The 23,322-nt window shown below is 70.8% G+C and carries 27 protein-coding genes; 12 read left to right on the forward strand and 15 right to left on the reverse strand.

The window, feature by feature from the left end:
• Positions 1–4: 4 nt before the first annotated feature.
• From ASF49_RS21515 to ASF49_RS21535, 5 genes are all read right to left on the reverse strand, one after another.
• The gene (locus tag ASF49_RS21515) at positions 5–568 is read right to left on the reverse strand and encodes a MerR family transcriptional regulator (protein ID WP_056477847.1); all 564 of its coding nucleotides are present in this window, start codon (positions 566–568) and stop codon (positions 5–7) included.
• 125 nt (positions 569–693) lie between these two features.
• On the reverse strand, positions 694–1,011 hold the full coding sequence (locus tag ASF49_RS21520; RefSeq protein WP_056477849.1) for a hypothetical protein: 318 nt from the start codon (positions 1,009–1,011) through the stop codon (positions 694–696).
• Between the two features lie 233 nt (positions 1,012–1,244).
• A complete protein-coding gene (locus tag ASF49_RS21525; protein WP_243214816.1) occupies positions 1,245–1,508 on the reverse strand; it encodes a hypothetical protein in 264 nt (87 codons plus the stop codon).
• Positions 1,499–1,990, reverse strand: a complete 492-nt coding sequence (locus tag ASF49_RS23985; protein ID WP_156653140.1) for a hypothetical protein — start codon at positions 1,988–1,990, stop codon at positions 1,499–1,501. Before ASF49_RS23985 ends, ASF49_RS21525 begins: the two co-directional genes overlap by 10 nt.
• An 11-nt stretch (positions 1,991–2,001) precedes the next feature.
• On the reverse strand, positions 2,002–2,181 hold the full coding sequence (locus tag ASF49_RS21535; RefSeq protein WP_243214814.1) for a hypothetical protein: 180 nt from the start codon (positions 2,179–2,181) through the stop codon (positions 2,002–2,004).
• A gap of 177 nt (positions 2,182–2,358) precedes the next feature.
• Here ASF49_RS21535 and ASF49_RS24295 point away from each other — a divergent pair, with 177 nt between their 5' ends.
• From ASF49_RS24295 to ASF49_RS21570, 8 genes are all read left to right on the forward strand, one after another.
• On the forward strand, positions 2,359–2,631 hold the full coding sequence (locus ASF49_RS24295) for a toxin-antitoxin system HicB family antitoxin (protein ID WP_200930098.1): 273 nt from the start codon (positions 2,359–2,361) through the stop codon (positions 2,629–2,631).
• Positions 2,628–2,966, forward strand: coding sequence for a hypothetical protein (locus tag ASF49_RS21545; RefSeq protein ID WP_243214812.1), 339 nt, complete (start codon positions 2,628–2,630; stop codon positions 2,964–2,966). The genes ASF49_RS24295 and ASF49_RS21545 overlap by 4 nt, the downstream gene beginning before the upstream one ends.
• A gap of 5 nt (positions 2,967–2,971) precedes the next feature.
• The gene (locus ASF49_RS23990; protein ID WP_156653141.1) at positions 2,972–3,109 is read left to right on the forward strand and encodes a DarT ssDNA thymidine ADP-ribosyltransferase family protein; all 138 of its coding nucleotides are present in this window, start codon (positions 2,972–2,974) and stop codon (positions 3,107–3,109) included.
• A 160-nt stretch (positions 3,110–3,269) separates the two neighbouring features.
• On the forward strand, positions 3,270–3,791 hold the full coding sequence (locus ASF49_RS21550; protein WP_243214707.1) for a helix-turn-helix domain-containing protein: 522 nt from the start codon (positions 3,270–3,272) through the stop codon (positions 3,789–3,791).
• Between the two features lie 67 nt (positions 3,792–3,858).
• A complete protein-coding gene (locus ASF49_RS21555) occupies positions 3,859–5,178 on the forward strand; it encodes an O-antigen ligase family protein (protein ID WP_056477857.1) in 1,320 nt (439 codons plus the stop codon).
• Positions 5,175–6,335, forward strand: a complete 1,161-nt coding sequence (locus tag ASF49_RS21560; RefSeq protein WP_056477858.1) for an acyltransferase family protein — start codon at positions 5,175–5,177, stop codon at positions 6,333–6,335. The genes ASF49_RS21555 and ASF49_RS21560 overlap by 4 nt, the downstream gene beginning before the upstream one ends.
• A gap of 163 nt (positions 6,336–6,498) precedes the next feature.
• Positions 6,499–6,792 (forward strand): GCG_CRPN prefix-to-repeats domain-containing protein, encoded by a 294-nt coding sequence (locus ASF49_RS21565; RefSeq protein ID WP_056477971.1) that lies wholly within the window; start codon positions 6,499–6,501, stop codon positions 6,790–6,792.
• A gap of 146 nt (positions 6,793–6,938) precedes the next feature.
• Positions 6,939–8,705: a methanol/ethanol family PQQ-dependent dehydrogenase gene (locus tag ASF49_RS21570; RefSeq protein WP_056477860.1), complete on the forward strand. Its 1,767-nt coding sequence runs from the start codon at positions 6,939–6,941 to the stop codon at positions 8,703–8,705.
• A 22-nt stretch (positions 8,706–8,727) separates the two neighbouring features.
• Here the strand turns inward: ASF49_RS21570 and ASF49_RS21575 are convergent, their stop codons facing one another.
• Together ASF49_RS21575 and ASF49_RS21580 are read right to left on the reverse strand one after the other, a co-directional pair.
• Positions 8,728–9,213, reverse strand: a complete 486-nt coding sequence (locus ASF49_RS21575) for a hypothetical protein (RefSeq protein ID WP_056477862.1) — start codon at positions 9,211–9,213, stop codon at positions 8,728–8,730.
• A gap of 110 nt (positions 9,214–9,323) precedes the next feature.
• Positions 9,324–10,418 (reverse strand): replication protein RepA, encoded by a 1,095-nt coding sequence (locus ASF49_RS21580; RefSeq protein ID WP_056477864.1) that lies wholly within the window; start codon positions 10,416–10,418, stop codon positions 9,324–9,326.
• A gap of 635 nt (positions 10,419–11,053) precedes the next feature.
• Here ASF49_RS21580 and mazG point away from each other — a divergent pair.
• Positions 11,054–11,878, forward strand: coding sequence for a nucleoside triphosphate pyrophosphohydrolase (gene mazG / locus ASF49_RS21585; RefSeq protein ID WP_056477867.1), 825 nt, complete (start codon positions 11,054–11,056; stop codon positions 11,876–11,878).
• Here the strand turns inward: mazG and ASF49_RS21590 are convergent.
• From ASF49_RS21590 to pabB, 4 genes are read right to left on the reverse strand one after another with little or no spacing between them, the layout of a single operon-like run.
• Entirely contained in the window at positions 11,875–12,312 is a 438-nt protein-coding gene (locus ASF49_RS21590; protein ID WP_056477869.1) for a DoxX family protein, read from the reverse strand. The two genes, mazG and ASF49_RS21590, sit on opposite strands and share 4 nt — an antisense overlap.
• Complete coding sequence (locus tag ASF49_RS21595; protein WP_056477871.1) at positions 12,309–13,142, reverse strand: aminotransferase class IV; 834 nt, start codon at positions 13,140–13,142, stop codon at positions 12,309–12,311. The genes ASF49_RS21590 and ASF49_RS21595 overlap by 4 nt, the downstream gene beginning before the upstream one ends.
• Positions 13,129–13,749 carry an anthranilate synthase component II gene (locus ASF49_RS21600; protein WP_056477873.1) on the reverse strand — a complete coding sequence of 207 codons (621 nt, stop codon included), beginning with the start codon at positions 13,747–13,749 and terminating at the stop codon, positions 13,129–13,131. Before ASF49_RS21600 ends, ASF49_RS21595 begins: the two co-directional genes overlap by 14 nt.
• Complete coding sequence (gene pabB / locus ASF49_RS21605; protein ID WP_056477876.1) at positions 13,746–15,155, reverse strand: aminodeoxychorismate synthase component I; 1,410 nt, start codon at positions 15,153–15,155, stop codon at positions 13,746–13,748. The genes ASF49_RS21600 and pabB overlap by 4 nt, the downstream gene beginning before the upstream one ends.
• Before the next feature lie 269 nt (positions 15,156–15,424).
• Here pabB and rimO point away from each other — a divergent pair, with 269 nt between their 5' ends.
• Positions 15,425–16,780, forward strand: a complete 1,356-nt coding sequence (gene rimO / locus ASF49_RS21610; protein ID WP_056477877.1) for a 30S ribosomal protein S12 methylthiotransferase RimO — start codon at positions 15,425–15,427, stop codon at positions 16,778–16,780.
• A gap of 99 nt (positions 16,781–16,879) precedes the next feature.
• Here rimO and pncA read toward each other — a convergent pair whose 3' ends face one another.
• Together pncA and ASF49_RS21620 are read right to left on the reverse strand one after the other, a co-directional pair.
• Positions 16,880–17,512: a bifunctional nicotinamidase/pyrazinamidase gene (gene pncA / locus ASF49_RS21615; protein ID WP_056477973.1), complete on the reverse strand. Its 633-nt coding sequence runs from the start codon at positions 17,510–17,512 to the stop codon at positions 16,880–16,882.
• A 44-nt stretch (positions 17,513–17,556) separates the two neighbouring features.
• Positions 17,557–18,531, reverse strand: coding sequence for a quinone oxidoreductase family protein (locus ASF49_RS21620; RefSeq protein WP_056477879.1), 975 nt, complete (start codon positions 18,529–18,531; stop codon positions 17,557–17,559).
• 343 nt (positions 18,532–18,874) lie between these two features.
• Between ASF49_RS21620 and ASF49_RS21625 the strand changes: the two genes are divergently transcribed.
• Entirely contained in the window at positions 18,875–19,099 is a 225-nt protein-coding gene (locus tag ASF49_RS21625; protein ID WP_056477881.1) for a hypothetical protein, read from the forward strand.
• Positions 19,100–19,157: 58 nt separating this feature from the next.
• Here ASF49_RS21625 and ASF49_RS21630 read toward each other — a convergent pair whose 3' ends face one another.
• On the reverse strand, positions 19,158–20,549 hold the full coding sequence (locus tag ASF49_RS21630; protein ID WP_056477883.1) for a GntP family permease: 1,392 nt from the start codon (positions 20,547–20,549) through the stop codon (positions 19,158–19,160).
• A gap of 185 nt (positions 20,550–20,734) precedes the next feature.
• On the opposite strand from ASF49_RS21630, the gene ASF49_RS21635 reads away from it, so the two are divergent.
• Complete coding sequence (locus ASF49_RS21635; RefSeq protein WP_056477885.1) at positions 20,735–21,946, forward strand: FAD-dependent monooxygenase; 1,212 nt, start codon at positions 20,735–20,737, stop codon at positions 21,944–21,946.
• Here the strand turns inward: ASF49_RS21635 and ASF49_RS21640 are convergent, their stop codons facing one another.
• The gene (locus ASF49_RS21640) at positions 21,947–23,230 is read right to left on the reverse strand and encodes a patatin-like phospholipase family protein (RefSeq protein ID WP_056477887.1); all 1,284 of its coding nucleotides are present in this window, start codon (positions 23,228–23,230) and stop codon (positions 21,947–21,949) included.
• Positions 23,231–23,322: the final 92 nt, after the last annotated feature.

A 23,322-nucleotide genomic window follows, 5' to 3' on the forward strand; every position in this document is an offset into this window, starting at 1 on the left:
CGGATTAGGCCTCCTGATTCCAGCGCAGGGCGCGAAGCTCAGCAATGTGCTTCTCGAACGCGGTGATGCCCTCGGTAACATTGCCGGGGTAGGGCGGCTTGTCGGATGCGCCTTCCTTCTCGATCAGGGCGCGCACGCGGGGCCAGAGTTCGTCGAAAAGGGGCCAACAGCGGATCTGGATGCTGACCAATGTGTCGGCGCTGTCGAACTGCACGTACTCCCCATCGTCATTCAAGGAGAGGAACAGCGTCCCGGGGTAGGTGAAGAGGGGCTCCTGGTCGGGGCCGTAACCGTCGGTCAGCATCGCATGGTAGGGGCCCCGGCTTCGACGCAGAGCCTTCGCAGCTTCCTCGGCCGACAATCCCCCGTTCTTCATCAGGGCCTTCACGGCGGAGAGAAGCAGCAGGTCGGCCAGCTTGAAGTCGACGTGATAGCCTTTGCCCTTCGGCCGGGCCGGAAAGAGATCGTACCGCGTGAGGTAGTTGCCGATCTGACCGCTGGTCATGCCGACCAAGGCGGCGGCATCGCTGCGAGAGAATGCCCAGGTCTCAATCTGCGTCGCTTCCACGGCATCACTCCAAAACGTCATAGCGATGCTATGACGTGTGCTGACGTTTGTAAAGCATCGAGATGATGCTCTGTCACAAAGGGACCGCAGCGGGTTGCTGGGCGGCCCGATAGCCTCCTGCCGCTTCACTGCGATCCAACCTCGGCAGCACGAAGCCTCTGGGCCGTCCGCTGCACCATGATCGTGAGGCGATCGGCAGCAGCCTCCCTGCCGAACTTCCGGGTGACGCGCCTGAGGACTCTGCCCACGAACCCGGGCACGGCGTTGGGATCGCGAGCGAGGATCACCAGCAGCTCATCCAGGCACGCCGTAGCGAAGTCGTCCTTCTGTGGGATTGCCTTCTCCTTCAGCCGCTGGCGGTAGCCGGCCTGGTACCTGCGTTGCCTCCGGAGGCGTGCGCGGTACCGCCGAGCATCATTCCCGTCGTGAAAATCGTCTGCCATCGCGTCCTCCGATCCCTTCGAGCAAGGTTCGCGACGAGCCATGAAAATCGCAATGGCGGGTCGTTCGAGGTGGGCCCGCCCCGGGATGGGGCGAAACCGCGTGAACTGCCTCCGTTTCCCCCTGCTCAACCTATTAGGAGGCAGGGGGAGAGCTAACACCGTGAACAAACCGGGCAAGAAGCAGTCTCGATTGAGTTCCCGGTTCGAAGGTACGAACGAAGCCTGATTTGGTCTCAATCCGCCTCCAGATCGCGGTCGCTACCGACAGCCCAGACGCGTTGGGAAGGGCGGCCAATGGGTGAGGCGAGCGAAGGCTCTCTGTCGGCATCGGGCTCGAGGTCGGCGTCGCCATCTGCAGCATCAAGGATGGCGACGATCTGGTCGACGACATCCAAGGCAAGATCGGCGAGACGCTCGAATTCGGCCCTTGAGATGCTGGCAGCCTGGATCCGGCGAGGGGTGGGAAACGGCACGACATTGCTCATGGTCAGCCCCATGCCTTCAGCGCTTCGAGGAGGAGGTCGGGTGCGTCGAGGCGATCGACCCGGCCGTTGCAGTCGATCTCATGCATGATGCGCACGCTAAGGATCTCGTCGTGCTCGGACTTGTTCGCCGGCGCACGCCGAGTGATTTCGGCGACGCAGCTGTCACGAAAGAAGGAAAAGCGCTGGCTCTCACCCTCGACGAACCAGCCGATGCTCGACAGACGCGATGAACCGTCGGAGCTTTGGCAAAGCGGCATGTTACCGATATGCCCCCAAAAACTGTCGGCCTGTCGCGTGATCTCGTATAGACGGGCGAGCTCTTCGATGCTGAAGGGAGCAAAATCGAACTCGGCAGCATAGCGCCGGCAGTTGGCTAGAAGTGCCTCCAGGGGCGCCTGTGGAGGCAGACGGGCAGTGGCTGCCCTTAGCGCCCCGGCACGCTCTTGGATCGATTGCTCGGGAGCGGTAGTGCTCGGTTTGCGACGAGCGTTCATAACAGCCTCCCTCATCCGATCTGCAGGAAGCCATAGGCGAACACGCCCCCGGCAATGATCAGGACGGCCGAGACGAGGTCTCCGGCGAAGTCGAGGAAGCGGGGAGCTCGGACATGTGCCGAGTCGGGCCGCACCGGGGTGATAACCGGGCCGTCCTCCGCTTCGGCCTCATCAGGCTCCAGCAGGGGCATGGGACGGGAGTAAACCGCTGCAGAAGGCGAGCGAGAGCGTTCACCGGCGCGAGCCGATGCTGTAGAATTCCGGATAGCCATGATGCGTCGTCCCTCGACGTGAGTGGTCAGGCTCGCTCTGGTGCTCCAATACCTCGGCGGGCCGTTTGCTTTGTAACGCCACTTACGTTACGCTTGATGCTCCTGATGTCAAGCCACTGGCGTTACATTTTTATGGTCGAGCAGCGGAAGAAGACAGCGACCCTCAACCTTCGGATTGATCCAGAGCTGAAGGAAGCTGCCGAGCGCGCAGCTGCCGACGATCAGCGGTCGCTGACCTCGCTCGTGGAGAAGCTGCTCTCCGATCACCTGAAGGCGAATGGCTACCTCGGCGGTACCGCTACCGGCACGCTGAGCAACGAACCTCATCTCGCAACGGCTGAGGCGCCTACGCCTGCGAAGAAGCCATGAGCAGCCAGCTTGGGATGCCTGAGAGTGAGGGAGCAGACGCTCTCGATCGCCTCTCCGAGGTGGTTCGCCTGGCGACGCTTCTCGCCGACCAGGTGCTGGACGCCCAGATCATGAGCCGGCCAGTACCTGATGAGCACATCCGCGCGCTCCTCGAAGCTGCGTTGGTGCTCAGACAGCATGGCCAGGAGCTGCCGTCCCTGCTCGGTCAGATCATGCATGGGATCTCTGCGGAGGCGCTGAAGGATCCCGCTGAAGCGCAGCAGAGCGCCGCTGAGGACGAAGCTACCGGGCGGCTCGCCTGGATGTTCCGCCCGCTCCAGGGGGCGAAGGACTAAAGAAGATGACGCGTCGGGCACCCGCCAACCCGAAGATTTATCACGTGACCCACGTCGACAATCTTCCAAATATCATCCGTGACGGGAGGCTATATTCCGACTCGGTAATGGTGGAAGAGGCGAAGGCGTGCACTAGTGGTTGAGGTCTGACGGTTGAGTCCGCGTGGGGTTTTGGTTTGAGGCCTGTCCTGCGAGTCTGGCGGAATGCGCAGTGGCATCTCCTTTACGCTCCTAGTGGTTGAGGTCTGACGGTTGAGTCCGCGTGGGGTTTTGGTTTGAGGCCTGTCCTGCGAGTCTGGCGGAATGCGCAGTGGCATCTCCTTTACGCTCTCCAGTTCGGATCGCCTTCGGCTCGAAGCGCTCGTTGCGGATCGGAACACGTCGCAGAAGCACGTCTGGCGCGCTCGTATCGTGCTGCTGAGCGCCGATGGGCTCGGGACGCACGCGATCATGCGTGAGGCGGGCGTGTCCAAGACGGTGGTCTGGTGCTGGCAGGACCGCTTCGCGCAGGAGGGCGTCGACGGGCTTCTTCGGGACAAGACACGGCCGGCGCGCATCCCGCCGCTGGGGCCGGAGGTGGCGGCGCGCGTGGTGGCTCTGACGCAGGGAGAACCACCCGGCGAGACCACGCATTGGACGGCCGCCGCCATGAGCAAGGCCGCGGCCATCAGTATCTCGTCGGTGCAGCGGATCTGGCGGGGGCATGGTCTGCAGCCGCATCGGGTCCGGCAGTTCAAGCGAGCAACGGCGACCCAAAGCCCTTCGTCTGGACTGCCGACCCGGATCGCATCATCCAGGCCGCAAAGCGCGGGCACCAAGTGTTAGACTCGCACCACTAGAGTGCGGGTCCTCGAATGCGTGACCTTGCCGGCCCTCGAGCGCGGAGTGGACCATGACCACGGGCATCGCCACCGGCGCGGGCGCGACGGCCCGCGCGGACCTTCCCGATGCCGTGCGCATCGGGGCGATGGGCGCGATCCTGCTCTTCGTCCTGATCGGGGCCGATCCGTTCCTCGACGGGACGGCGGCGGAGAACGCCGCCTCGCGGGCCGGCGGCAACCTTGTCAACCAGGGGCTGTTCCTGGTCATGGCGGGCATCGCGGCGGCGGTGCTCGCCTGGCGCGGGCGCGAGGCCCTGCGGCCGCTGGCCACCCTGCCGATCCTGGCGACGCTGGGCTGGATCGGCGTGTCCACCGCCCTCTCGATCGAGCCCGCCGTCTCGGCGCGGCGCCTCGTCTCCCTAGTCATCATGTTCGGCGGGGTGGTGAGCGTGCTGGTGCTGGCCCGCGACGTCCGCCAGTTCGCCCACGTCCTCGGCGGCAGCGTGCTCGTCGTGCTGGCGACCTGCTACCTCGGTCTCGTGCTGGTGCCCGAGCGCGCGATGCACACCGCTCTCGACCTGATCGAGCCCGAGCATGCCGGCAGCTGGCGCGGCGTCTTCGCGCACAAGAACGGCGCCGGCGCGGCCATGAGCCTGTTCATCATCGTCGGGCTGTTCTGGGCCGGGATGGGCCAGCGCCTCCTGGGCTCCGCGGTCGTGGTGCTGGCGGGCGTGTTCCTCGTCTTCACCAACGCCAAGACCTCCCTGGTCATGACGCCGGCGGTGCTCGGACTGACCTGGGCCTGCACCCTCTCGGCCTCCGGCGCCTGGCGCCGGCTGGTGCTCCTCGGCCCGTTGGCGCTGCTGCTCCTGCTCACGGTGGGCTCGGTGATGTCGTCCGGCCTCGGCGCCCTGGTGGCGGCCCTCGCCGCCGACCCGACCTATACCGGCCGCACCGAGATCTGGAGCTTCGCCCTCGACAACATCGCCAAGAAGCCCCTCACCGGCTTCGGCTACGGCGCCTTCTGGGAGAGCGTGTTCTACGGCGGCGGCGGCGATGCCACGACCTGGGTCAACCGCGCCACCGACGCCCATGACGGCTACCTCAACACCGCCCTGGAGAGCGGCCTGCCGGGCCTCGCCCTGACGGTGTGGTGGATGGTGCTGGCTCCCCTCTCCGACCTCCAGGCCCAGCGCCGGGCCGAGGCCGGCCCCGGCCTCGACCCCCTGCGGCTGCTGTTCCTGCGGATCTGGCTGTTCGGCCTGATGGTGGGGGTCTTCGAATCGGTGTTCTACCAGGCCACCAACGCGCTGTTCTTCCTCCTCGCCCTCTCCGTCTTCGGCCTGCGCTTCGGTGCCGCCGGACGGGTCGTTCCGGGGACGCCGCGGTGAGCGCCCCCGCCCCGTCCGCCCATCCGCCGACGGCGCCGCTGCCGGCGCTCACCGCCCTGCGCTTCGTGGCCGCCGCCTACGTGGTGGTGTTCCACTATGCCGGCTTCTTCTTTCCCGACGCCGCGATTCCCGGGGCGGTCCGCCTCGGCTATTCCGGGGTGACCTTCTTCTTCCTGCTCTCGGGCTTCATCCTGGCCTACACCTACCGGGACGTGGACCTGACCGACCGTGCCGCCCGCGCGCGGTTCGCCTGGGCCCGGGTGGCGCGGGTCTACCCGGTCTACCTCCTGTGCCTCGTCCTCGCCCTGCCCTGGTTCGTCGCCTGGGTGGCGAAGTCCGCCCCACCCCTGCAGGGGCTGATGGCCGCGGGCGCGGTGCTGGCGCCGCTGGGCCTGCACGCCTGGGTGCCCGGGGCGGCCTGCTCCCTCGACTGCCCGAGCTGGTCGGTCTCGGTGGAAATGGTCTTCTACGCCCTGTTTCCCCTCCTGCTGCCCCTGGCGCTCGCGGCGCCCGGGCGCATCGCGCGCCTGACTCTCGCGGCCTGGATCGTCCTGACCGGCGGAGCCGCCCTCGCCTTCGCGCGCTACGCCCCCGGCCTCTCGCTGATCGGGCCGGAGCCGGGGGGCGCGGGGCCGGTGCTGCTGGCCCAGGCCATCAAGTACAACCCCCTGATGCGCGTGCCGGAATTCGTCGCCGGGCTCCTCCTCTACGCCGCCTGGACCCGCTGGCGGCTGCCCACCCCCGTCCTCCTCGCCCTCGCGGCCCTGGCCGGCCTCGCCCTGGTGGCGGGCGCGCCCCACCTGTCCGAGGTGCTGCTCCACAACGGGCTCACGGCATTGGCCTGGGCGCCCCTGATCCTGGCCGGCGCCCAGCTCCGCAGCGGCCCCCTGGTGACGCCCGGCTTCGTCTTCCTCGGCCGGATCTCGTTCGCCCTCTACATGATCCACGTCCCGGCCTACGCCCTGGTGAACAGCCTCGACCGGGTCGTCCTCGGGGGCCGGCTCGCCGCCGCACCCTGGCTCGGATCGGGCCTCGCCGCCGCCCTGGCCCTCACCCTCGGCGTCCTCCTGCATCGGGGCCTCGAGGAGCCTATGCGCCGGCGCATCCTGCGCCGGGCGACGCGCCCGCGGGCCGCTGGCTCCGTCGCGGTGGGGTGAACCGCACCCCGTCAGCGCGCGTTCAGCAACCGCCCGGCATCCTGGAGCACTTCGAGCCCTGTGAAGGTCTTCGAACCTCCACGAGGCCGGAGGATCAACACCAGCAAAGGTCACACCAGCAGAGGGTCATGGCTCCATGTCCGTGAAATCGCTGTTTCGCACGATGCTCGCCCGCACGACTCTGGCCGCGACGCTCGGCGTCGCCGGTGCCGTCGGCCTCGCCGCGGCCGCCCAGGCGGCGCCGATCGCGCCCGCCGGCACCCTGGCGGGCGCGGCCGTCGAGACCGTCGCCTATGGCTGCGGTCCCGGCTTCATCCCGAACCGGTTCGGCTATTGCCGGCCGATGTACCGCCCCTACGGCTATGACCGGCCGCGGCCGTTCTACGGCCCCCGTCCCTTCTACGGACCGCGCTACGGCCACTACCGCCCGCGGCCGCTCTTCGGACCCTATTTCTAGGACGCGGGCCAGGCCCGACCGCGGGCCTGGCCCGGCGCGAGACCGGGCGGCGGCGCGCCGCCCGCGTCATTTCGCTGACGCGCGCCGGGGCCGCGCCGGGACTAGGACGCTGGGCCCGTCCCGAAACCCCGCACCGGGGGAACCCCATGCGCGCCCTCCTCCCGCTCGGCCTGCTGGCCGGCGCCCTCCTCGGCCCGGCTCCGGCCCGGGCCCAGACGGTGCTGCCCACGATCGACGCGGCCAACACCCGCTACGCCGCCCTCGACGGGATCACCGCCGACACTGTCGGCCGGCTCCGGGTCGCCTGGACCTTCTCCACCGGGATCCTACGCGGCCACGAGGGCGCGCCCCTGGTGGTGGACGGGGTGATGTACGTCCACACCCCCTTCCCCAACACCGTCACGGCCCTCGATCTCGACCAGGACGGCCGCATCCTGTGGCGCTACGAGCCGAAGCAGGATCCGGGTGTCATGGCCCTCCTGTGCTGCGACACGGTCCATCGCGGCCTCGCCTATGCCGACGGCGCCCTCTTCCTGCAGCAGGCCGACACCACCCTGGTCTCCCTCGACGCGAAGACCGGTCGGGTGAACTGGTCGGTCCGCAACGGCGACCCCGCCCGGGGCGAGACCAACACCGCCGCCGTCCTGCCCGTGAAGGGCAAGGTCCTGGTCGGCCTCTCGGGGGGCGAGTTCGGGGTCCAGTGCCACGTCACCGCCTACGACGCGCGCACCGGCGCCCGGCTCTGGCGCGCCACCGCGACGGGCACCGACGAACAGATGCGGGTCGACCCCGAGCGCACGACGTCGCTCGGCAAGCCGATCGGCCGGGATTCCTCGCTCAAGAGCTGGGAGGGCGACCAGTGGAAGACCGGTGGCGCCTGCGCCTGGGGCTGGTTCGCCTACGATCCGGGGCTCGACCTCGTCTATTACGGCACCGGCAATCCCTCGACCTGGAATCCGCGCCAGCGCCCCGGCGACAATCGCTGGGCGGCCTCGATCGTGGCCCGCGATCCCGACACGGGCATCGCCCGCTGGCTCTACCAGATGACGCCCCACGACGAGTGGGACTACGACGGCGTCAACGAGATGATCCTCACCGACCAGGTCCTCGGCGGCGTCACCCGCCCGCTCCTCACCCATTTCGATCGCAACGGGTTCGGCTACACCCTCGATCGGGCCACCGGCGAGCTCCTGGTGGCGCAGAAATTCGACCCCGCCGTGAACTGGGCGACGCGGATCGACCTCGACCGGGCCTCGCCGGGCTACGGCCGCCCGGTCCGCGACCCGCGCGCCTCGCCGGAGGCCAGCGGCGAGGACGAGACCACCCGGGGCATCTGCCCCGGCGCCATCGGGGCCAAGAACCAGCAGCCGGCGGCCTATTCGCCGCGCACCCGGCTGTTCTACGTGCCGACCAACCACATCTGCATGGACATCGAACCCTTCCGGGTCACCTACACCCCCGGACTGCCCTATGTGGGCGCCACCGTGAGCCTGCACCCGGCCCCCGACGATCCCCGCACCGGCACCCTGACCGCCTGGGATGGGGTCGCGGGGGCGATCCGCTGGTCGATTCCCGAGCCGTTCTCGGTCTGGTCCGGGGTGCTCGCCACCGCCGGGGACGTGGTGTTCTACGGCACCCTCGAGGGCTACCTGAAAGCGGTCGACGCGCGCTCGGGCCGCGAGCTCTACCGCTTCAAGACCCCCTCGGGCATCGTCGGCAACGTCACCACCTACCGCCACCGGGGGCGGCAATACGTGGCTGTGCTCAGCGGCGTCGGCGGCTGGGCCGGGATCGGCCTGGCGGCCGGCCTGACCGACCCGAACGACGGCGCCGGCGCGGTGGGCGGCTACGCCGCCCTGTCGCGCTACACGGCGCTCGGCGGCCAGCTCACCGTCTTCGCCCTGCCCGAGTGAGCCTTGGGATACGCGCCGGCCGTCAGCCGAGATCCTCGTCCTCCTCGGCCGGGGCGTAGACCGCCTCGCCCAGGCGCTTCAGGGGGCCGCCCGGGCCCGAGCGCTTCCACAGGCGGGTGTTGAGGGCCGCCACGGGGTCGTGGCCGGGCAGTTCGAAGCCCAGCGCCGTCAGGCCCTGCAGGATCTCGCCGGCATGGAGCGGCCGGCCGGCCTCGTGCAGGAGGTTGACGGCGGCCGCCACCAGGGCGCGCCCGTGCCGGCGGGCGGCCACGAGGTCCTCGCCCGCCCGCACCGGGTCCGAGGCCCGGCCGGGCAGGCTCCCGGCGCCAGGATCCGAGACCGCCGGCCCGGCCCGGGCAGGCTCGGCGGCGGGGGCGGGGGCCGGCGCGCCGAGGCGGCGCCCCAGTTCGAGGTAGAGCTGATGCTCGGCGATGGCGCGGTCGAGTTCGTCGCGGCGGTGGCGCAGGTCGCGCAGGACCGCCTCGGCCTGGGCCTCGGACAGGAACATGGATGTCTCGCGGAAGAAGGTTGGGCCGTCACCAACGGAACATTCCATAATTATTCCGTAAGGTCCATCACTGGATGATCCATATTCCTCTTCCTGTAAGGAATATTCGGTCAGGCGACGGCCTGTGCGGCCCTGCGCGGCAGCTTGGCGCCGCGCGGCGGGATCAGTAGGGCGCCCGGGTCGGCGGGCTGCAGCAGCATGCCGGTGTCGTCGAGACGGATCGGCAGTTTCGGAAACACCTCCTGCAGGTGGGCGAGGTCCGCCTTGAAGGCCTGCCGGAAGCTGCGGAGGCTGGCATTGTCGGCGCCGAACTGCTTGTGCAGGTTGTCCCAGGTCAGCCGCAGGGGCCGTTGCAGGGCGCGCAGGCGGTAGCCGACCCAGAACAGCAGGTCGAGCTTGCGCGCCGAGCCCGAGAAGGCCCGGGCCGCGCGGATGTCCACCGGTAGGGCGTGCTGGATCAGGTTGTCGTAGAAATCCTGGTGGAACTGGATGCTCTTCTGCCAGACCACCCCGTCGGCGCCCTGCGGCAGCCAGAGGTCGAGCTGGCGGAAGGGCGGCACGTTGAGGGTGCTGGCGCTGCCGGCCCCGTCCCAGAGGCCGATCTGCAGGGTGCAGGCGGCCAGCCGCGCCAGCTGCTCCTTGAACTGCCGGATGGTGCCGCGCTCGCCGCCCGTGACGGCGAAGCCCATCTCCTTCATGAAGCCCGACAAGCTGTCGGCCACCGCCACGGTGGGACTGCGCTGGCGCACGGCCTCGGTGCAGAGGTGGAGCAGGACGAGGCGGGCCTTGGGGCCGTAGGGCAGGCCCTGGAACTCCATCTCGCCAGTGGCGGGGTTCTTGAGGCGCCCGGCCAGGAGGCTCAAGGAATTCCGGCCGTATTCCCGGAAGAATTCGCGGGCGTCGCCGGGATCGCGATAGGGCAGGCCGCAGAGCGCCAGCACCGAGTGGATGTGCTGCAGGTTCTCCGGACCCGTGGGCTCGGTCTCGATGACCTCGCGGATGGCGTCGCGCCGGCGCTGGTCCCGGCCCATGGCCTGGCGCCGGCCGGCCACGGCGCCGCGGGCGGCGGCCTCCGCGTCCCGGGCCCGCTGCCGGTGCAGGATCGTCTCCGCGATGGTGGCGAACAGGAAGCTGCCCCGCGCCGCCTCGACCTCGCCGAGAAGATCGGCGTCGCGGATGCCCGCCAGGATGTCCTCGATCCTCATGATCCCGGTGGTGACCCTCGTGCCATGCGAAAAGGCTCACCCGGGGATCGCCCCCGGACCGCGTCGCGCGGCGACCATGCCCGATTCCCCGCCGCGGAGTCTCGGCGCCCGAGGCCGGATCCCGGCGCCATCCCGGCTATCCACCGGCCGGGACGGAGAAACCCCGCACCCGGTCGACGGGCCGGATCCGGCCCGCGCGCCCCGACGCAGAGTTCGATACGGGACCGAATCCGGCACAATCCCCGGAGTTCACCGCCCGGAGCGCCGATCCACGCCGAACCCAATACACAGGCACGCAGAATCCCATGCACCGACCGGGTTTACCCACGCAGAGTTCGATGCGCGGACGCGCAGAGTTCGATACGCCCCCGCGCAGAGTTCGATGCGCGAACACCCGCCAAGCCCCTCCTGCGACAGGGCTTTCGGCGTCCCCATATAACTCTCAGAAATGACTCTCTGAGAATCTCTTACTGATAGCTTTCCTAAGGGTCCGGGAGCCGTTCGGAAGAACGAACACATCCCCGGCCAAGGCTTTTTCAGGGGAATTTTCCAAAGGAAGACACCGTCTCTCCCGCCTCCATCCCCAGCCTGACGGGTTGGCCCGCAATCCGCTAAGGAAGGCGCAGCGAGGCCCGATGCGGAGGAATGGGGTGAGGATCGAGGATCTGCTGGCGCTGATGGCGCAACTGCGCGACCCGGAGACCGGCTGCGCCTGGGACGTGGCCCAGGATTTTTCCAGCATCGCGCCCTACACGGTGGAGGAGGCCTACGAGGTGGCCGACGCCATCGCCCGCGGCGACGTCGAGGACCTGCGCGACGAGCTCGGCGACCTCCTCCTTCAGGTGGTCTTCCACGCCCGCATCGCCGAGGAGGCCGGGCTCTTCGCCTTCCCGGACGTGGTCCGGACCGTGATGGAGAAGATGGTCCGGCGCCATCCGCACGTCTTCGCGCCGGACGGCGCCCTGCTGCCGGCAGGCTCGCCCCGGCGCGACCCGGAGGCCGTGGCCGCCCAGTGGGCGGCGATCAAGGCCGAGGAGCGCCGGATGAAGCCGGCCCGGGAATCGGGACCGCTGGCGGGCATTCCCCTGCCCCTGCCCGCCCTGACGCGGGCGGAGAAGCTCTCGGCCCGGGCCGCCACCTACGGCTTCGACTGGACCGACCCGGACCAGGTGGTGCTGAAGGTGCGCGAGGAGATCGACGAGGTCGCGGATGCCATGGCCCACGGCACCCGGGCGGCGGTGGTGGAGGAGCTCGGCGACCTGTTGTTCTCGGTCGCCAACCTCGCCCGCCACCTCGGCATCGATCCGGAATATTCCTTACAAGGAGGGAATATGAAGTTCGAGCGCCGCTTCGACGCGATGGCGGCGGCCCTCGAGGCGCAAGGGATCGGCCTCGCCGAGAGCGATCTCGACGCGATGGAGGCCGCCTGGCGGGCCGTCAAGATTTCGGAGAAGGGCTAGGATTTCGGGGAAGGGCTGACCGCGGGCGCTTCGGCGGCGCGACGCCGGAACGGCCGGTCGATGACCCCGCCGGCATAGAGCGCCCACCAGACGAAGACCGGCTGAAACGCCAGCCGGGGACCGTGATACCACCAGCTGTCGGGCAGGCCCGGCACGACGATGCCCTCCAGCGCATGCTTGAGGTTGGCCGGGAAGACGCAGACCGCGTAGAGGGCCAACCCGATCCCGGCCCAGCGCCGGGTCGGCCCCCAGGCGAGTCCGAGGACCCCGGCCAGTTCGCACAGGCCGGTGGCGATCACCACCAGGCGGGGTGCCGGCACCCAGTCCGGCATGATCGGCAGGAAGGCGTCGGGGGCGGCGAGATGCACGCATCCGATGAAGCCGTAGGCCGCCATCAGGGGCAGGCGCCAGCGGAGCCGGGATTGCGCTGTCATGCAGCGAACGCGCCGTGCAGATCGGCCGCGAGGGCCTTCACCACCGGATGCGCCGGGCTCGCATAGGCGGTCTCGCCGATCGCCGTCACCGGGGCGAGGCCCCGCAGGGAATTGGTCACGAATACCGCTTCGGCGCGCAGGAGCGCGTCCACGCCGAAACTCCGCTCCGCGACGCGCAGGCCGAGGCGCGGCGCTCGGACCGAGAGAATCTCCGCACGCAGGATGCCGGGCAGCACGCCGTCCGCGAGGGGCGGGGTGACGAGGGTGGCGTCGATCACCGCGAACAGGTTGCCCGTCCCGGCGCAGGCGACGTGCCCCCGCGTGTTCCGGAACAGGGCCTCGTCGAAGCCGGCGGCCCGGGCCGCGCCGGCGGCCAGCACCGCGTCGAGGTAGCCGAGCGTCTTCAGGGTCGCGGCCGGCGAGGTCTCGTTGCGGCGGATCTCCGTGGGGTGGAGGGTGAGGGGCGTGAAGGCCAGGGCCGTCCCGACGGGGGCGGCGCTCGCCCACAGCACCGGCCGGGGCTCGGCCGGGGGGCTGAGCCCGCGCGGCCCGGAGCCCCGGGTCACGGTGGTGCGGATCGCCGCCAAGGGATGGGCCCGGCCCGCCGCATCGGCGAGCCCCCGCATGGCCTCCCCGATGCGCTCGGGCGCCACGGGAAAGCCCAGCGTCGCGGTGGCGGCGGCGAGGCGGGCCACGTGCGCGGCCTCGAACACGATGCGGCCGTGCCGGGCCAGGGCGGTGTCGAACACCCCGTCCCCGAGGGTCAGGCCCCGGTCGGCGAGGTCGAAGGGCACCGGCCCCTCGGTGAGGCCGCCGTCAAACCACAGCATCGATCCGGCCCGGCAGGGGGTGGTCGGCGCGCCGGTCGCGCGCCAACCGCAAAAAGTTGGCGAAGAGGGCGTGGCCGTTCTCGGTGAGCACCGATTCCGGGTGGAACTGCACGCCCCAGGTCGGATGGCTCCGGTGCGACAGGGCCATCACCTCCCCCTCGGTGGAGACCGCGTCGATGCGGAGGCGGTCGGCCATGCCGGGCTCCGGCGCCACGATGAGCGAGTGGTAGCGCCCGACCTGCATCGGGTCGGGCAGGCCGGCGAACAGCCCGGCCCCGTCGTGCCGGATCGGCGTCGCCTGCCCGTGCAGGGGGCGCCCGGCCCGCGCGACCCGGCCGCCGAAGGCCGCGCCGATGGCCTGGTGGCCGAGGCAGACGCCGAGCAGCGGCACCGCGCCGGAGAGCTCCCGGATGGCGGGCAGCGAGATGCCGGCCTCCGCCGGGGTGCAGGGGCCGGGCGAGATCACGATCGCCTCGGGGTCGAGGGCGCGGATGCCGGCGACGTCGATCGCGTCGTTGCGCGCCACCCGCACGGTCTCGCCCAGCTCCTCGAAGTAGCGCACCACGTTGAAGACGAAGCTGTCGTAGTTGTCGATGACGAGGATCACGGCACCCTCCCCGCATCCGGATCCGAGGGATCGGGCTCGAAGGCCTGGAACACCCGGGCGGCCTTGGTCAGGGTCTCCTCGTATTCCGGGCCCGGCTCGGACAGCAGGGTGACGCCGCCGCCGGCCTGGAGCACGGCCCGGCTCGCATCCATGAACACGGTGCGGATGGCGATCGACGTGTCGAGGTCGCCGGTGAAGTCGAGGGCGCCGATGGCGCCGCAATAGAGCTCGCGCGCGTCGCCCTCGATCTCCGTGATGATGTCCATGGCGCGCAGCTTCGGCGCGCCGGTGATCGAGCCGCCCGGGAAGGTGGCGGCGATCAGGTCGAGGGCGTCCAGGTCCGCCTTCAGGGTTCCGGTGACCACCGAGACGAGATGGTGGACCGAGGCGTAGGATTCGAGGCCGCACAGCACCGGCACCCGCACGCTGTGGGGCTCGCAGATGCGCGAGAGGTCGTTGCGCAGGAGGTCGACGATCATGATGTTCTCGGCCCGCTCCTTGGCGTTGGCCTGCAGCGCCTCGCCCAGGCGTGCATCGGCGGCCGGGTCGGCCACGCGCCGCACAGTCCCCTTGATCGGCCGGGTCTCGATCGCCCGCCCGCTGAGCTTGAGGAAACGCTCGGGACTGCTCGAGGCGATGCGCAGGGTGTCGAAGTCGAGATAGGCGCCGAAGGTCGCCGGGTTGGTGGCGCGCAGGCGCCGGTAGAGGCCGAGCGGGTCGAAGCCCTCCGGCAGGTCGGCCTCGAAGCGCTGGGCGATGTTGGCCTGGTAGATGTCGCCGGCGCGGATGTAGTCGCGCACCCGCTCCACCGCCGCCTCGTAGCCGGCGCGGGTGAAGTTCGAGCGCCAGGCGAGCGGCCCCTGCGCGGCCGGCTCCGGACTCGGCCGGGCCTCTGCCAGGAGCGCGCCGAACTGCGCCAGCCGGGCTCGCGCCCGGGCTTCGCGCGCCGCCGGGTCGATCTCGGGAAAGCCGGTGGCGAGGAGGCGGCAGCGCCCGCTGCCGTGGTCGATGCTCAGCACCGTGTCGTAGAGGTTGAAGGCGATGTCGTCGCAGAGGCCCGCCCGCCGGGCCGGGGGCGCCACCCGCTCCAGCGTCGCGCCGAGGTCGTAGGCGAAATAGCCGATGGCACCGCCCGCGAAGGCCGGGAGACCGGGATCCCGCGCCCTGCGGAAGGGCGCGAGGCAGGCGCGCAGCGCCTCCAGGCCGGAGCCCGGCACGGGACGTCCGTCCAGCGTCGCTCGGCCGTCGCGAAACCGGAAGCGCCCGAAGGGGTCGGCCGCCAGGGTCGAGCTCCGCCCCAGGGTGTCGTGGTGCATGGCGCTGTCGAGGAAGGCGAGCCCCGGCAGGGCGGCCAGGGCCTCGGCCGCCGCGACGGATTCGACGAACGGGATATCAGCAATCCACATGACGACTCGAAGGTTTCAGGGCGGCGACGGACCGATGATCCCGGCGTACCGAAGCATCGGGGGCCGAAGCATCCGTCGCGGCCTGCGGTATCATGCACAGGTGGCATGCGCGACGGCGTGGCAAAAGCGCGATCCGCGCATGGCTCGGACCCGCCCGGCTCGCTTAGACGGGCGAATCCCGTTATAGGGCTGTCAACCTTTTTGTCCCGCCCTCCCCCGATTCCAAGGCCGGTCCGGTTCCCGCAGCCGCGCCGGTCCGACGAGCATCCATGACCGCATCCCCCCTGTCATCGACTCCCGCCGAGACGGCGCCGAAAAGCGCCCCGAAGATCTCCTTCGTCTCCCTCGGCTGCCCCAAGGCGCTGGTGGATTCCGAGCGCATCCTCACGCACCTGCGCGCCGAGGGCTACGAGCTCGCCCGGCGGCATGACGGCGCGGACGTCGTCATCGTCAACACCTGCGGCTTCCTCGATTCGGCCAAGGCCGAGTCGCTCTCGGCCATCGGCGAGGCCATGGCGGAGAACGGCCGCGTCATCGTCACCGGCTGCATGGGCGCCCAGCCGGACGAGATCCGCGAGAAGTATCCGAACCTGCTCGCGGTCACCGGGCCGCAGGCCTACGAATCGGTGGTGGCGGCGGTGCACGAGGCGGTGCCCCCGGCTCACGACCCGTTCCTCGACCTCGTGCCGCCCCAGGGGGTGAAGCTCACCCCGCGCCACTACGCCTACCTGAAGATTTCCGAGGGCTGCAACAACCGCTGCACCTTCTGCATCATCCCGTCCCTACGCGGAGACCTCGTCAGCCGCCCGGCCGGCGACGTGCTGCGCGAGGCCGAGAAGCTGGTGAAGGCCGGCGTCAAGGAACTGCTGGTCGTCTCGCAGGACACGTCCGCCTACGGCGTCGACATCCGCTACGCCACGAGCCCCTGGCGCGACCGGGAGGTGCGGGCGAAGTTCTACGACCTCGCGGCCGAGCTCGGCGAGCTCGGGGCCTGGGTGCGGATGCACTACGTCTACCCCTACCCGCACGTGGACGAGGTCATCCCCCTGATGGCGGAGGGCAAGGTGCTGCCCTATCTCGACATGCCGCTCCAGCACGCGAGCCCCTCCGTGCTCCGCCGCATGCGCCGGCCCGGCAACCAGGAACGCCAGCTCGAGCGCATCCGGCGCTGGCGCGAGATCTGCCCGGATCTGGCCATCCGCTCGACCTTCATCGTGGGCTTCCCCGGCGAGACCGAGGCCGAGTTCGAGGAGCTGCTCGCCTGGATTCGCGAAGCCAAGCTCGAGCGCGTCGGCTGCTTCGAATTCGAGCCGGTGGGCGGCGCGGTGGCCAACGGCCTCGGCGACCCGGTGCCGCCGGAGGTCAAGGCCGAGCGCAAGCGCCGCTTCATGGAGGCGCAGCAGGGCATCTCCGCCCGCCTGCAGAAGGCCCGCATCGGCAAGCGCCTGCCCGTCATCATCGACGCGGCCGACGGCACCGTCGCCAAGGGCCGCTCGAAATACGACGCCCCCGAGATCGACGGGAACGTCCACGTCACGGCGCGCCGGCCCCTGCGGGTCGGCGACATCGTCACCGTGAAGATCGAGCGCGCCGACGCGTACGATCTCTACGGGAGCGCGGTGTAGGACCGGGGCGACGTCCGCCAGGGACTTCGAGCGACATGCGCCGCTCCTCTCCCGGCAGGCGGGGAGACGGGATGCGGACGCATCGGCGTGCATCGGGCCCTACCCGCCCCCGATCGCCCCGCTCGTGATCCGTGTGACGCCGGCCGCCTGCATGTCGGCCCAGGCCCGCGCCACCGAGCCGTCCAGGTCGATGCCCCGCACCGCATCCGCGACCACCAGGGCCTCGAAGCCGGCCGCCCGCGCGTCGAGGGCGCTCCAGGCCACGCAGTAATCGGTGGCGAGGCCGCACAGGATCACCCGGGTGAAGCCGCGCTCGCGCAGGTAGCCGGCCAGCCCCGTGGGCGTGCGCCGGTCGGCCTCCAGGAAGGCGGAATAGCTGTCGACCCGGCGGTGGTGGCCCTTGCGGATCACCAGCTCGGCGCGGTCGGCCGCGAGGCCGGGGGCGAGGGCGGCCCCGGCGCTGCCCTGCACGCAATGCTCCGGCCACAGCACCTGCGGGCCGTAGGCCAGGGGCACGGTGTCGAAGGGCGCCCGGCCGGGATGGCTCGTGGCGAAGGAGACGTGCCCCGGCGGATGCCAGTCCTGCGTCAGCACCGCGTGCGGGAACAGCCCGAGGAGGCGGTTGACCGGCGCGACCACGGCGTCGCCGTCGGGCACGGCGAGCGCCCCGCCGGGCAGGAAGTCCACCTGCACGTCGATGACGAGGAGGACGTCCCGCGCTCCCGGGATCACGGCATCCTCCGATCCCGGAAGAGCCGGATCCTGGGATGTCCGGATCACGGGATCATCACCGTGGCGCCGGTGGTCTTGCGGGCGGCGAGATCCCGGTGGACCTGCTGCGCGGCGGCGAGCTTGGCGGTGCTGTGGACCGGGATCTTCACGGCGCCGCGCGCCACCACCGAGAACAGGTTCTTGGCCATGGCATCGAGGGTCTCGCGCTTGCTCGCATGGGCGAAGAGCGAGGGGCGGGTGGCGTAGAGCGAGCCCTTCTGGCCCAGCAGCGCCAGGCTGAAATCGTCCACCGGGCCGGAGGCCGAGCCGAAGCTGACGAACAGGCCGAGCGGGCTGATGCAGTCCAGCGAGGCCGGGAAGGTGTCCTTGCCGACGCCGTCATAGACCACCGGCACGCCCTTGCCGCCGGTGATCTCCTTGACCCGGGCGGCGAAATCCTCGTCGCGGTAGAGGATGACGTGGTCGCAGCCGTTGGCGCGGGCGAGTTCGGCTTTTTCTTGCGACCCGACGGTGCCGATCACCGTGGCGCCGAGGTGCTTGGCCCATTGGCAGGCGATGAGGCCGACGCCGCCCGCGGCGGCGTGGAACAGGATGGTGTCGCCGGGCTTCACCGCGTAGGTCCGGTGCAGCAGGTACTCGGCGGTGAGGCCCTTGAGCATCATCGCGGCGGCGGTCTTGTCGTCGACGTCGTCGGCGAGGTGCACGGCGGCGCTCGCCTCGATCACCGCCTCCTCCGCATAGGTGCTCGCGGCCGAGCCGTAGGCCACCCGCTCGCCGACCCGGAACTCGGTGACGCCCTGCCCGACCGCCACGACCTCGCCGGCGCCCTCCTTGCCGGGGGTGAAGGGCAGCTGCGGCGCCTTGTAGGCGCCCGAACGGAAGTAGATGTCGATGAAGTTCACCCCGATGGCGGTCTGCCGGACGTGGATCTGGCCGGGGCCCGGAGCCGGCAGCGTCACGTCCTCGTAGCGCATCACCTCGGGGCCGCCGTATTCGTGAACCTGGATCGCCTTCGGCATCGTGTCGTTCCTCTCTGTGGGTCGTCCGCGGTCTTCGCGTCTGCGGCCGTCTTCTTCCGCCCGTCTTCGACGCGGCCGATGCGGGTCCACCGGCTGCGATCATGAGCGACATAGACGGACCCGGCGCGCCGGCAATGCCGCAGGCTCTCATCCCGCGCCCGCCGCGCCATGTGCGGCGGCGCACCGGCCCGTCCTCCGCGCATGCCGGAGCGCACCCGGATTGCGTCCGCGCCGCCTGCATGATTAACGCAGGTTATCCGGTGCGTCCGCGTCGCGCGCTTCACCGGAAGACCGCCGACCCGGCCCGGCCGGGACGACACGACCATGAAGGCGGATCGGCTGGATGGATGAGATCGTGTGGATACGGCCCGCCGGCTACGACCCCGCCGTCCAGCCCGGGACGATCCTGCGCCCCGAGGCGGGATTGCCGGAGTTCCAGGTCCTGGCGCGCCGGCCCGTGGTGATGATGTTCCATGCCGGGCCGGCCTGGGACATCCGGCCCTTCACCCAGCTCACCCTGCGGCTCGTCGAGCCGGGGGAGACCTCGGCGCGGGTCCGATCGGACTGATTCCCACCGGGACCGGCCCATCGTGGCACCGCGCAGGCCCGGACGAGGCCGGGCCGGCTCAGACGATGCCGGTCAGGTAGTAGACCCCGATCACCAGGAACACCGCCGCGGTCTTCAGGAGGGTGATGGCGAAGATGTCGGCATAGGCCTGCCGGTGGGTCAGGCCCGTCACCGAGAGCAGGGTGATGACGGCGCCGTTATGCGGCAGGGTGTCCATGCCGCCGCTGGCCATGGCGGCGACCCGGTGCAGCACCTCCATGGGGATGTTGGCGGCCTGCGCCGCCGCGATGAAGGTGGAGGACATGGCCGCCAGGGCGATGCTCATGCCGCCCGAGGCCGAGCCGGTGATGCCGGCGAGCGCCGTCACGGTCACGGCCTCGTTGACCAGCGGGTTCGGGATCGCCGAGAGGGCGTCGCGGATGACGAGGAAGCCCGGAAGGGCGGCGATGACCGCGCCGAAGCCGTACTCGGAGGCCGTGTTCATGGCCGCCAGCAGCGAGCCCGCCACCGCGGCGCGACTGCCCTCGGCGAAGCCTGAGGCGACGGGCCGCCAGGCGAAGACCAGCACGGTGAGGATGCCGGCGAGCAGCGCCAGCTCCACCGCCCAGATCGCGGTCACGGACGAGACCGTGGTGACGATGGGTTTGTCGAGGCCGGCGAGCGCCGTCTCGGCCTTGGGCCCGTAGAAGCGCGGGATCGCGGCCGTGAAGGCGAGATTCGACAGGCCGACCACGATCAGCGGCAGCAGGGCGATGGCCGGATGGGCGCGGGAGGCCTCGTCCATCACCTGCGGCTCGTTGCTGTGGCCGGTGCCGTAGCCCTCCCCCCGGCGCTTGGCCGCGGCGATGCGCCGGTCGAGATAGGCGACGCCGACCACGAGGATGAAGGCCGCGCCGATCAGCCCGAGCCAGGGAGCGGCCCAGGTGTTGGTGCCGAAGAAGGTGGTGGGAATGATGTTCTGGATCTGCGGCGTGCCGGGCAGCGCATCCATCGTGTAGGAGAAGGCGCCCAGCGCGATGGTGCCGGGGATCAGGCGCTTGGGGATGTCGCTGAGGCGGAAGGCTTCGGCCGCGAAGGGATAGACCGCGAACACCACCACGAAGAGCGAGACGCCCCCGTAGGTGAGCAGGTTGCACACCAGCACGATGGAGAGCACCGCCCGCCTCGCGCCCACGAGCTCGATCACGGCGGTCACGATGGAGCGGGAGAAGCCCGACATCTCGATGACCTTGCCGAACACCGCGCCGAGCAGGAACACCGGGAAGTACAGCTTCACGAAGCCGACCATCTTCTCCATGAACAGGCCGGAGAAGACCGGCAGCACCGCCGACGGATCGGTGAGCAGCACCGCCAGCAGGGCGGCCACCGGCGCGAACAGGATGACGCTGAAGCCGCGATAGGCGACGAGCATCAGGAATCCGAGCGCCAGCAGCGCGATGAACAGGCTCATGGAACGGGCATCCTTCGGCCGGTCGATGTCCACGGCCTTGCCCCGGATGGTACAAGCCCCGCCCCTGCGGCACCATCGCGGCCTTGACCGGCGGGGTGACACGCCTCTGTAAGCGTTAGATCTCAGGGGGGACCCGTCGGCTCGGACGGCCGGCGGCCCGCTGCCGTGCAGGAGACCGCGAGCCCGTGGCGACACATTCTCCGAAATCCGAGGCCTTCGCGGTCGCCGTGGTCGGTGCCGGCGCGGCGGGCCTGAGCCTCGCCCTGGCGCTCGCCCGCGAGGGCGTCGCCACCGCCCTGGTCGGCCGGCACGCTCCCGTGGCCGACGGGCGCACGGTGGCGCTCCTCGACGGTTCGGTGCGCTTCCTCGACGCCCTCGGGGTCTGGGCGGCGATCGCGCCCCATGCGAGCCCGCTGGCCGAGCTCCACATCGTCGACGACACCGGCAGCCTGTTCCGGCCGCCGCCGGCCCGCTTCGTCGCCACCGAGATCGGCCTCGACGCCTTCGGCTGGAACGTCGAGAGCGCCCGCCTCGTCGAGGGTCTGCGCGCCGAGGCGCGGGCCGCCGCCAACCTGACCCTGTTCGAGGAGGACGCCGCGGGCTTCGCGGCCGGCGCCGACGCGGCCACGATCACGCTCGCCGGCGGCGCCACCCTGTCGGCCCGCCTCGTGGCGGGCGCGGACGGCGCCCGCTCGAGGCTGCGCGAGGCCGCCGGCATCCTGCCGCGCACCTGGTCCTACCCGCAGAGCGCCATCACGACGATCCTGGCGCATACGCGGCCGCACCGCGACGTCTCCACCGAGTTCCACACCCGGCAGGGGCCGTTCACCCTGGTGCCGCTGCCCGGCGGCCTCCGCTCCAGCCTCGTCTGGGTGATGGGCGAGAGCCCCGCCAAGCGTCTCTCCGCCCTCGACGACGACGCCCTTGCCCGGGCGGTCGAGCACCAGGCCCAGGCGATGCTGGGCGCGATGCGCATCGACGGGCCGCGCGGCCTCGTGCCGATGCGGGGCCTGTCCGTGCCGAGCCCGGTCGCCGCTCGCCTCGCCCTGGTCGGCGAAGCCGCCCACGTCTTCCCGCCCATCGGGGCGCAGGGCCTGAACCTCGGCCTGCGCGACGCGGCCTCCCTGCGCGACGCGGTGATGCGGGCGGTGGCGGACGGGCGCGACCCGGGTTCGCGCGCGGCGCTGGCCGGCTTCGCCCGCGGGCGCGACCTCGACGCGCGCTTGCGGTCGACCGCGGTCGACGCGCTCAACCGCAGCCTGCTCGCCGACCTCCTTCCGGTGGACGCCCTGCGCGGCCTCGGCCTCCTCGCCATGACGACGATCGGGCCGCTGCGCCGCATCGTCATGCGCGAGGGCGTGCTGCCCCGCCTCGGTGCCCCGAGCCTGATGCGCTGATCACCGCCCGGCCACGCTCCGGACCGGTGGCTGGACCGCGCCGTCCTGCACGGACGTCCGGTCCAGGGAGCCGGTGGCGATCTCCGCCGGGTCCGCCGGGCCGCCCTGGAAGGCGGTGCCGGCCCGGCCCAGGGCAACGCCGTGGTCGAACAGGGCCCTCATGTAGCCCTGGTCGAAGGGCGCGGCGGAGGTCTTCCCGAAGCGTCCGTCGATCTGGGCGACCTGAAGGTCCAGGCCGGTGCGCCGGGCAAAGCCCTGGCTGAGGGCGAGCGCCGCCCGGGTCTGCGCCTTGATCGCCGCCGACATCGAGCGGCCGAGCACGCTCAGGGTGGTGCGCGACGCCATCTGGAAGTCCGGCGCCAGGCTGTTGTTGACGATGAGGTAGACCTGGTGCGTCGGCAGCGGCGCGGGATCCGTCGCCAGGAGCATCGATTCCGGGGCGAGGTAGTACGGTGCGGTCGTCCCGCCGTCGTCGTGCATTTCCTGGATGCGCTTGCCGTCCCCCGCCACCGCGTCGATCATCACCGGCGGAAACACGCCGGGCACGGCCGAGGAGGCCAGGATCACCGACCGGAACAGCGCGAGCGCCTTCGGGTCGCCGGTCTGCGCGATGGCGCCCATGTCCCACAGGACCGGGCGCTCGCCGTCCACCGCCGTCGTCGCCACCAGGAGCCGGCGGCCCTTGGCGTGCTCCGCGGCCACCGCCTTCAGCAGGGCCGGGGTCACCGCCCTGTCGATCCGGCGCTTGAGCGGCCAGGTGTCGGTGAGGGCCTCGTTCGTGCCGCCGAACTCGAACACGTCGGCGGCGGAGATCTCGGTGTAGTTCTGGCGCAAGGCGGCGTCGCCGGAGGCGCCGATGAAGGCGAAGGGCGCGATCATCGCGCCGGTGCTGACGCCGGTGATGATGCCGAAATCCGGCCGGGTGCCGGCGTCGCTCCAGCCGTTGAGGAGGCCGGCCGCGTAGGCGCCGTTCTCGCCGCCGCCGGAGAGCACGAGCCAGGGCCGGTTCGCGGCCGAGGCTCCGTCGAGGAGGGTACGGAAGGCGGTGGCATCGTCTCCGGGAATGCGCACGCCCGCGGCCAGCCCGTCGGGCCGGGCCGTCGCGGCCTCGGTGGCCGTGAAGGCCACGCGTCCGGCCTGCGTCTCGGACCGGACCTGCTTCTCGGCCGGCGGCCTGTTGCGCTCGGCGGCGAATGCGGTCTGCGGAAGGCCGAGGCCGAGCAGGGCCGCCGCGAGCAGCGCCGGATGGCGGAAGCCGGTCCGCCTGATCGATGATCCGGACATGGGTCCGTCCCTCGTATTCTGTGAGGTGCCCCCTCGATCGTGAGAACGTGAGGCGCAGATCGACGTTCCGCCCCCTGGACTGCAGCGGCCGC

Source organism: Methylobacterium sp. Leaf104, assembly GCF_001422885.1.
Classification (GTDB): Bacteria; Pseudomonadota; Alphaproteobacteria; order Rhizobiales; family Beijerinckiaceae; genus Methylobacterium.

Bases quoted from the DNA above. Each gene is read 5' to 3' on its own strand.
- ASF49_RS21630 (WP_056477883.1), bottom strand. From the start codon at position 20,549: ATGAGCCTGTTCATCGCGCTGCTGGCGCTCGGATTCCTGATGCTCGTC.
- ASF49_RS21525 (WP_243214816.1), bottom strand. From the start codon at position 1,508: ATGGGGCTGACCATGAGCAATGTCGTGCCGTTTCCCACCCCTCGCCGG.
- ASF49_RS21565 (WP_056477971.1), top strand. From the start codon at position 6,499: ATGCTCGCCCGCACGACTCTGGCCGCGACGCTCGGCGTCGCCGGTGCC.
- ASF49_RS21620 (WP_056477879.1), bottom strand. From the start codon at position 18,531: ATGCCGAAGGCGATCCAGGTTCACGAATACGGCGGCCCCGAGGTGATG.
- ASF49_RS21595 (WP_056477871.1), bottom strand. From the start codon at position 13,142: ATGCTGTGGTTTGACGGCGGCCTCACCGAGGGGCCGGTGCCCTTCGAC.
- ASF49_RS21575 (WP_056477862.1), bottom strand. From the start codon at position 9,213: ATGTTCCTGTCCGAGGCCCAGGCCGAGGCGGTCCTGCGCGACCTGCGC.
- ASF49_RS21545 (WP_243214812.1), top strand. From the start codon at position 2,628: ATGAGCAGCCAGCTTGGGATGCCTGAGAGTGAGGGAGCAGACGCTCTC.
- ASF49_RS21590 (WP_056477869.1), bottom strand. From the start codon at position 12,312: ATGACAGCGCAATCCCGGCTCCGCTGGCGCCTGCCCCTGATGGCGGCC.
- ASF49_RS23990 (WP_156653141.1), top strand. From the start codon at position 2,972: ATGACGCGTCGGGCACCCGCCAACCCGAAGATTTATCACGTGACCCAC.
- ASF49_RS21580 (WP_056477864.1), bottom strand. From the start codon at position 10,418: ATGAGGATCGAGGACATCCTGGCGGGCATCCGCGACGCCGATCTTCTC.
- ASF49_RS21535 (WP_243214814.1), bottom strand. From the start codon at position 2,181: ATGCCCCTGCTGGAGCCTGATGAGGCCGAAGCGGAGGACGGCCCGGTT.
- ASF49_RS21555 (WP_056477857.1), top strand. From the start codon at position 3,859: ATGACCACGGGCATCGCCACCGGCGCGGGCGCGACGGCCCGCGCGGAC.
- pabB (WP_056477876.1), bottom strand. From the start codon at position 15,155: ATGTGGATTGCTGATATCCCGTTCGTCGAATCCGTCGCGGCGGCCGAG.
- ASF49_RS23985 (WP_156653140.1), bottom strand. From the start codon at position 1,990: ATGAACGCTCGTCGCAAACCGAGCACTACCGCTCCCGAGCAATCGATC.
- ASF49_RS21625 (WP_056477881.1), top strand. From the start codon at position 18,875: ATGGATGAGATCGTGTGGATACGGCCCGCCGGCTACGACCCCGCCGTC.
- rimO (WP_056477877.1), top strand. From the start codon at position 15,425: ATGACCGCATCCCCCCTGTCATCGACTCCCGCCGAGACGGCGCCGAAA.
- ASF49_RS21640 (WP_056477887.1), bottom strand. From the start codon at position 23,230: ATGTCCGGATCATCGATCAGGCGGACCGGCTTCCGCCATCCGGCGCTG.
- ASF49_RS21550 (WP_243214707.1), top strand. From the start codon at position 3,270: ATGCGCAGTGGCATCTCCTTTACGCTCTCCAGTTCGGATCGCCTTCGG.
- mazG (WP_056477867.1), top strand. From the start codon at position 11,054: ATGCGGAGGAATGGGGTGAGGATCGAGGATCTGCTGGCGCTGATGGCG.
- ASF49_RS21520 (WP_056477849.1), bottom strand. From the start codon at position 1,011: ATGGCAGACGATTTTCACGACGGGAATGATGCTCGGCGGTACCGCGCA.
- ASF49_RS24295 (WP_200930098.1), top strand. From the start codon at position 2,359: ATGCTCCTGATGTCAAGCCACTGGCGTTACATTTTTATGGTCGAGCAG.
- ASF49_RS21570 (WP_056477860.1), top strand. From the start codon at position 6,939: ATGCGCGCCCTCCTCCCGCTCGGCCTGCTGGCCGGCGCCCTCCTCGGC.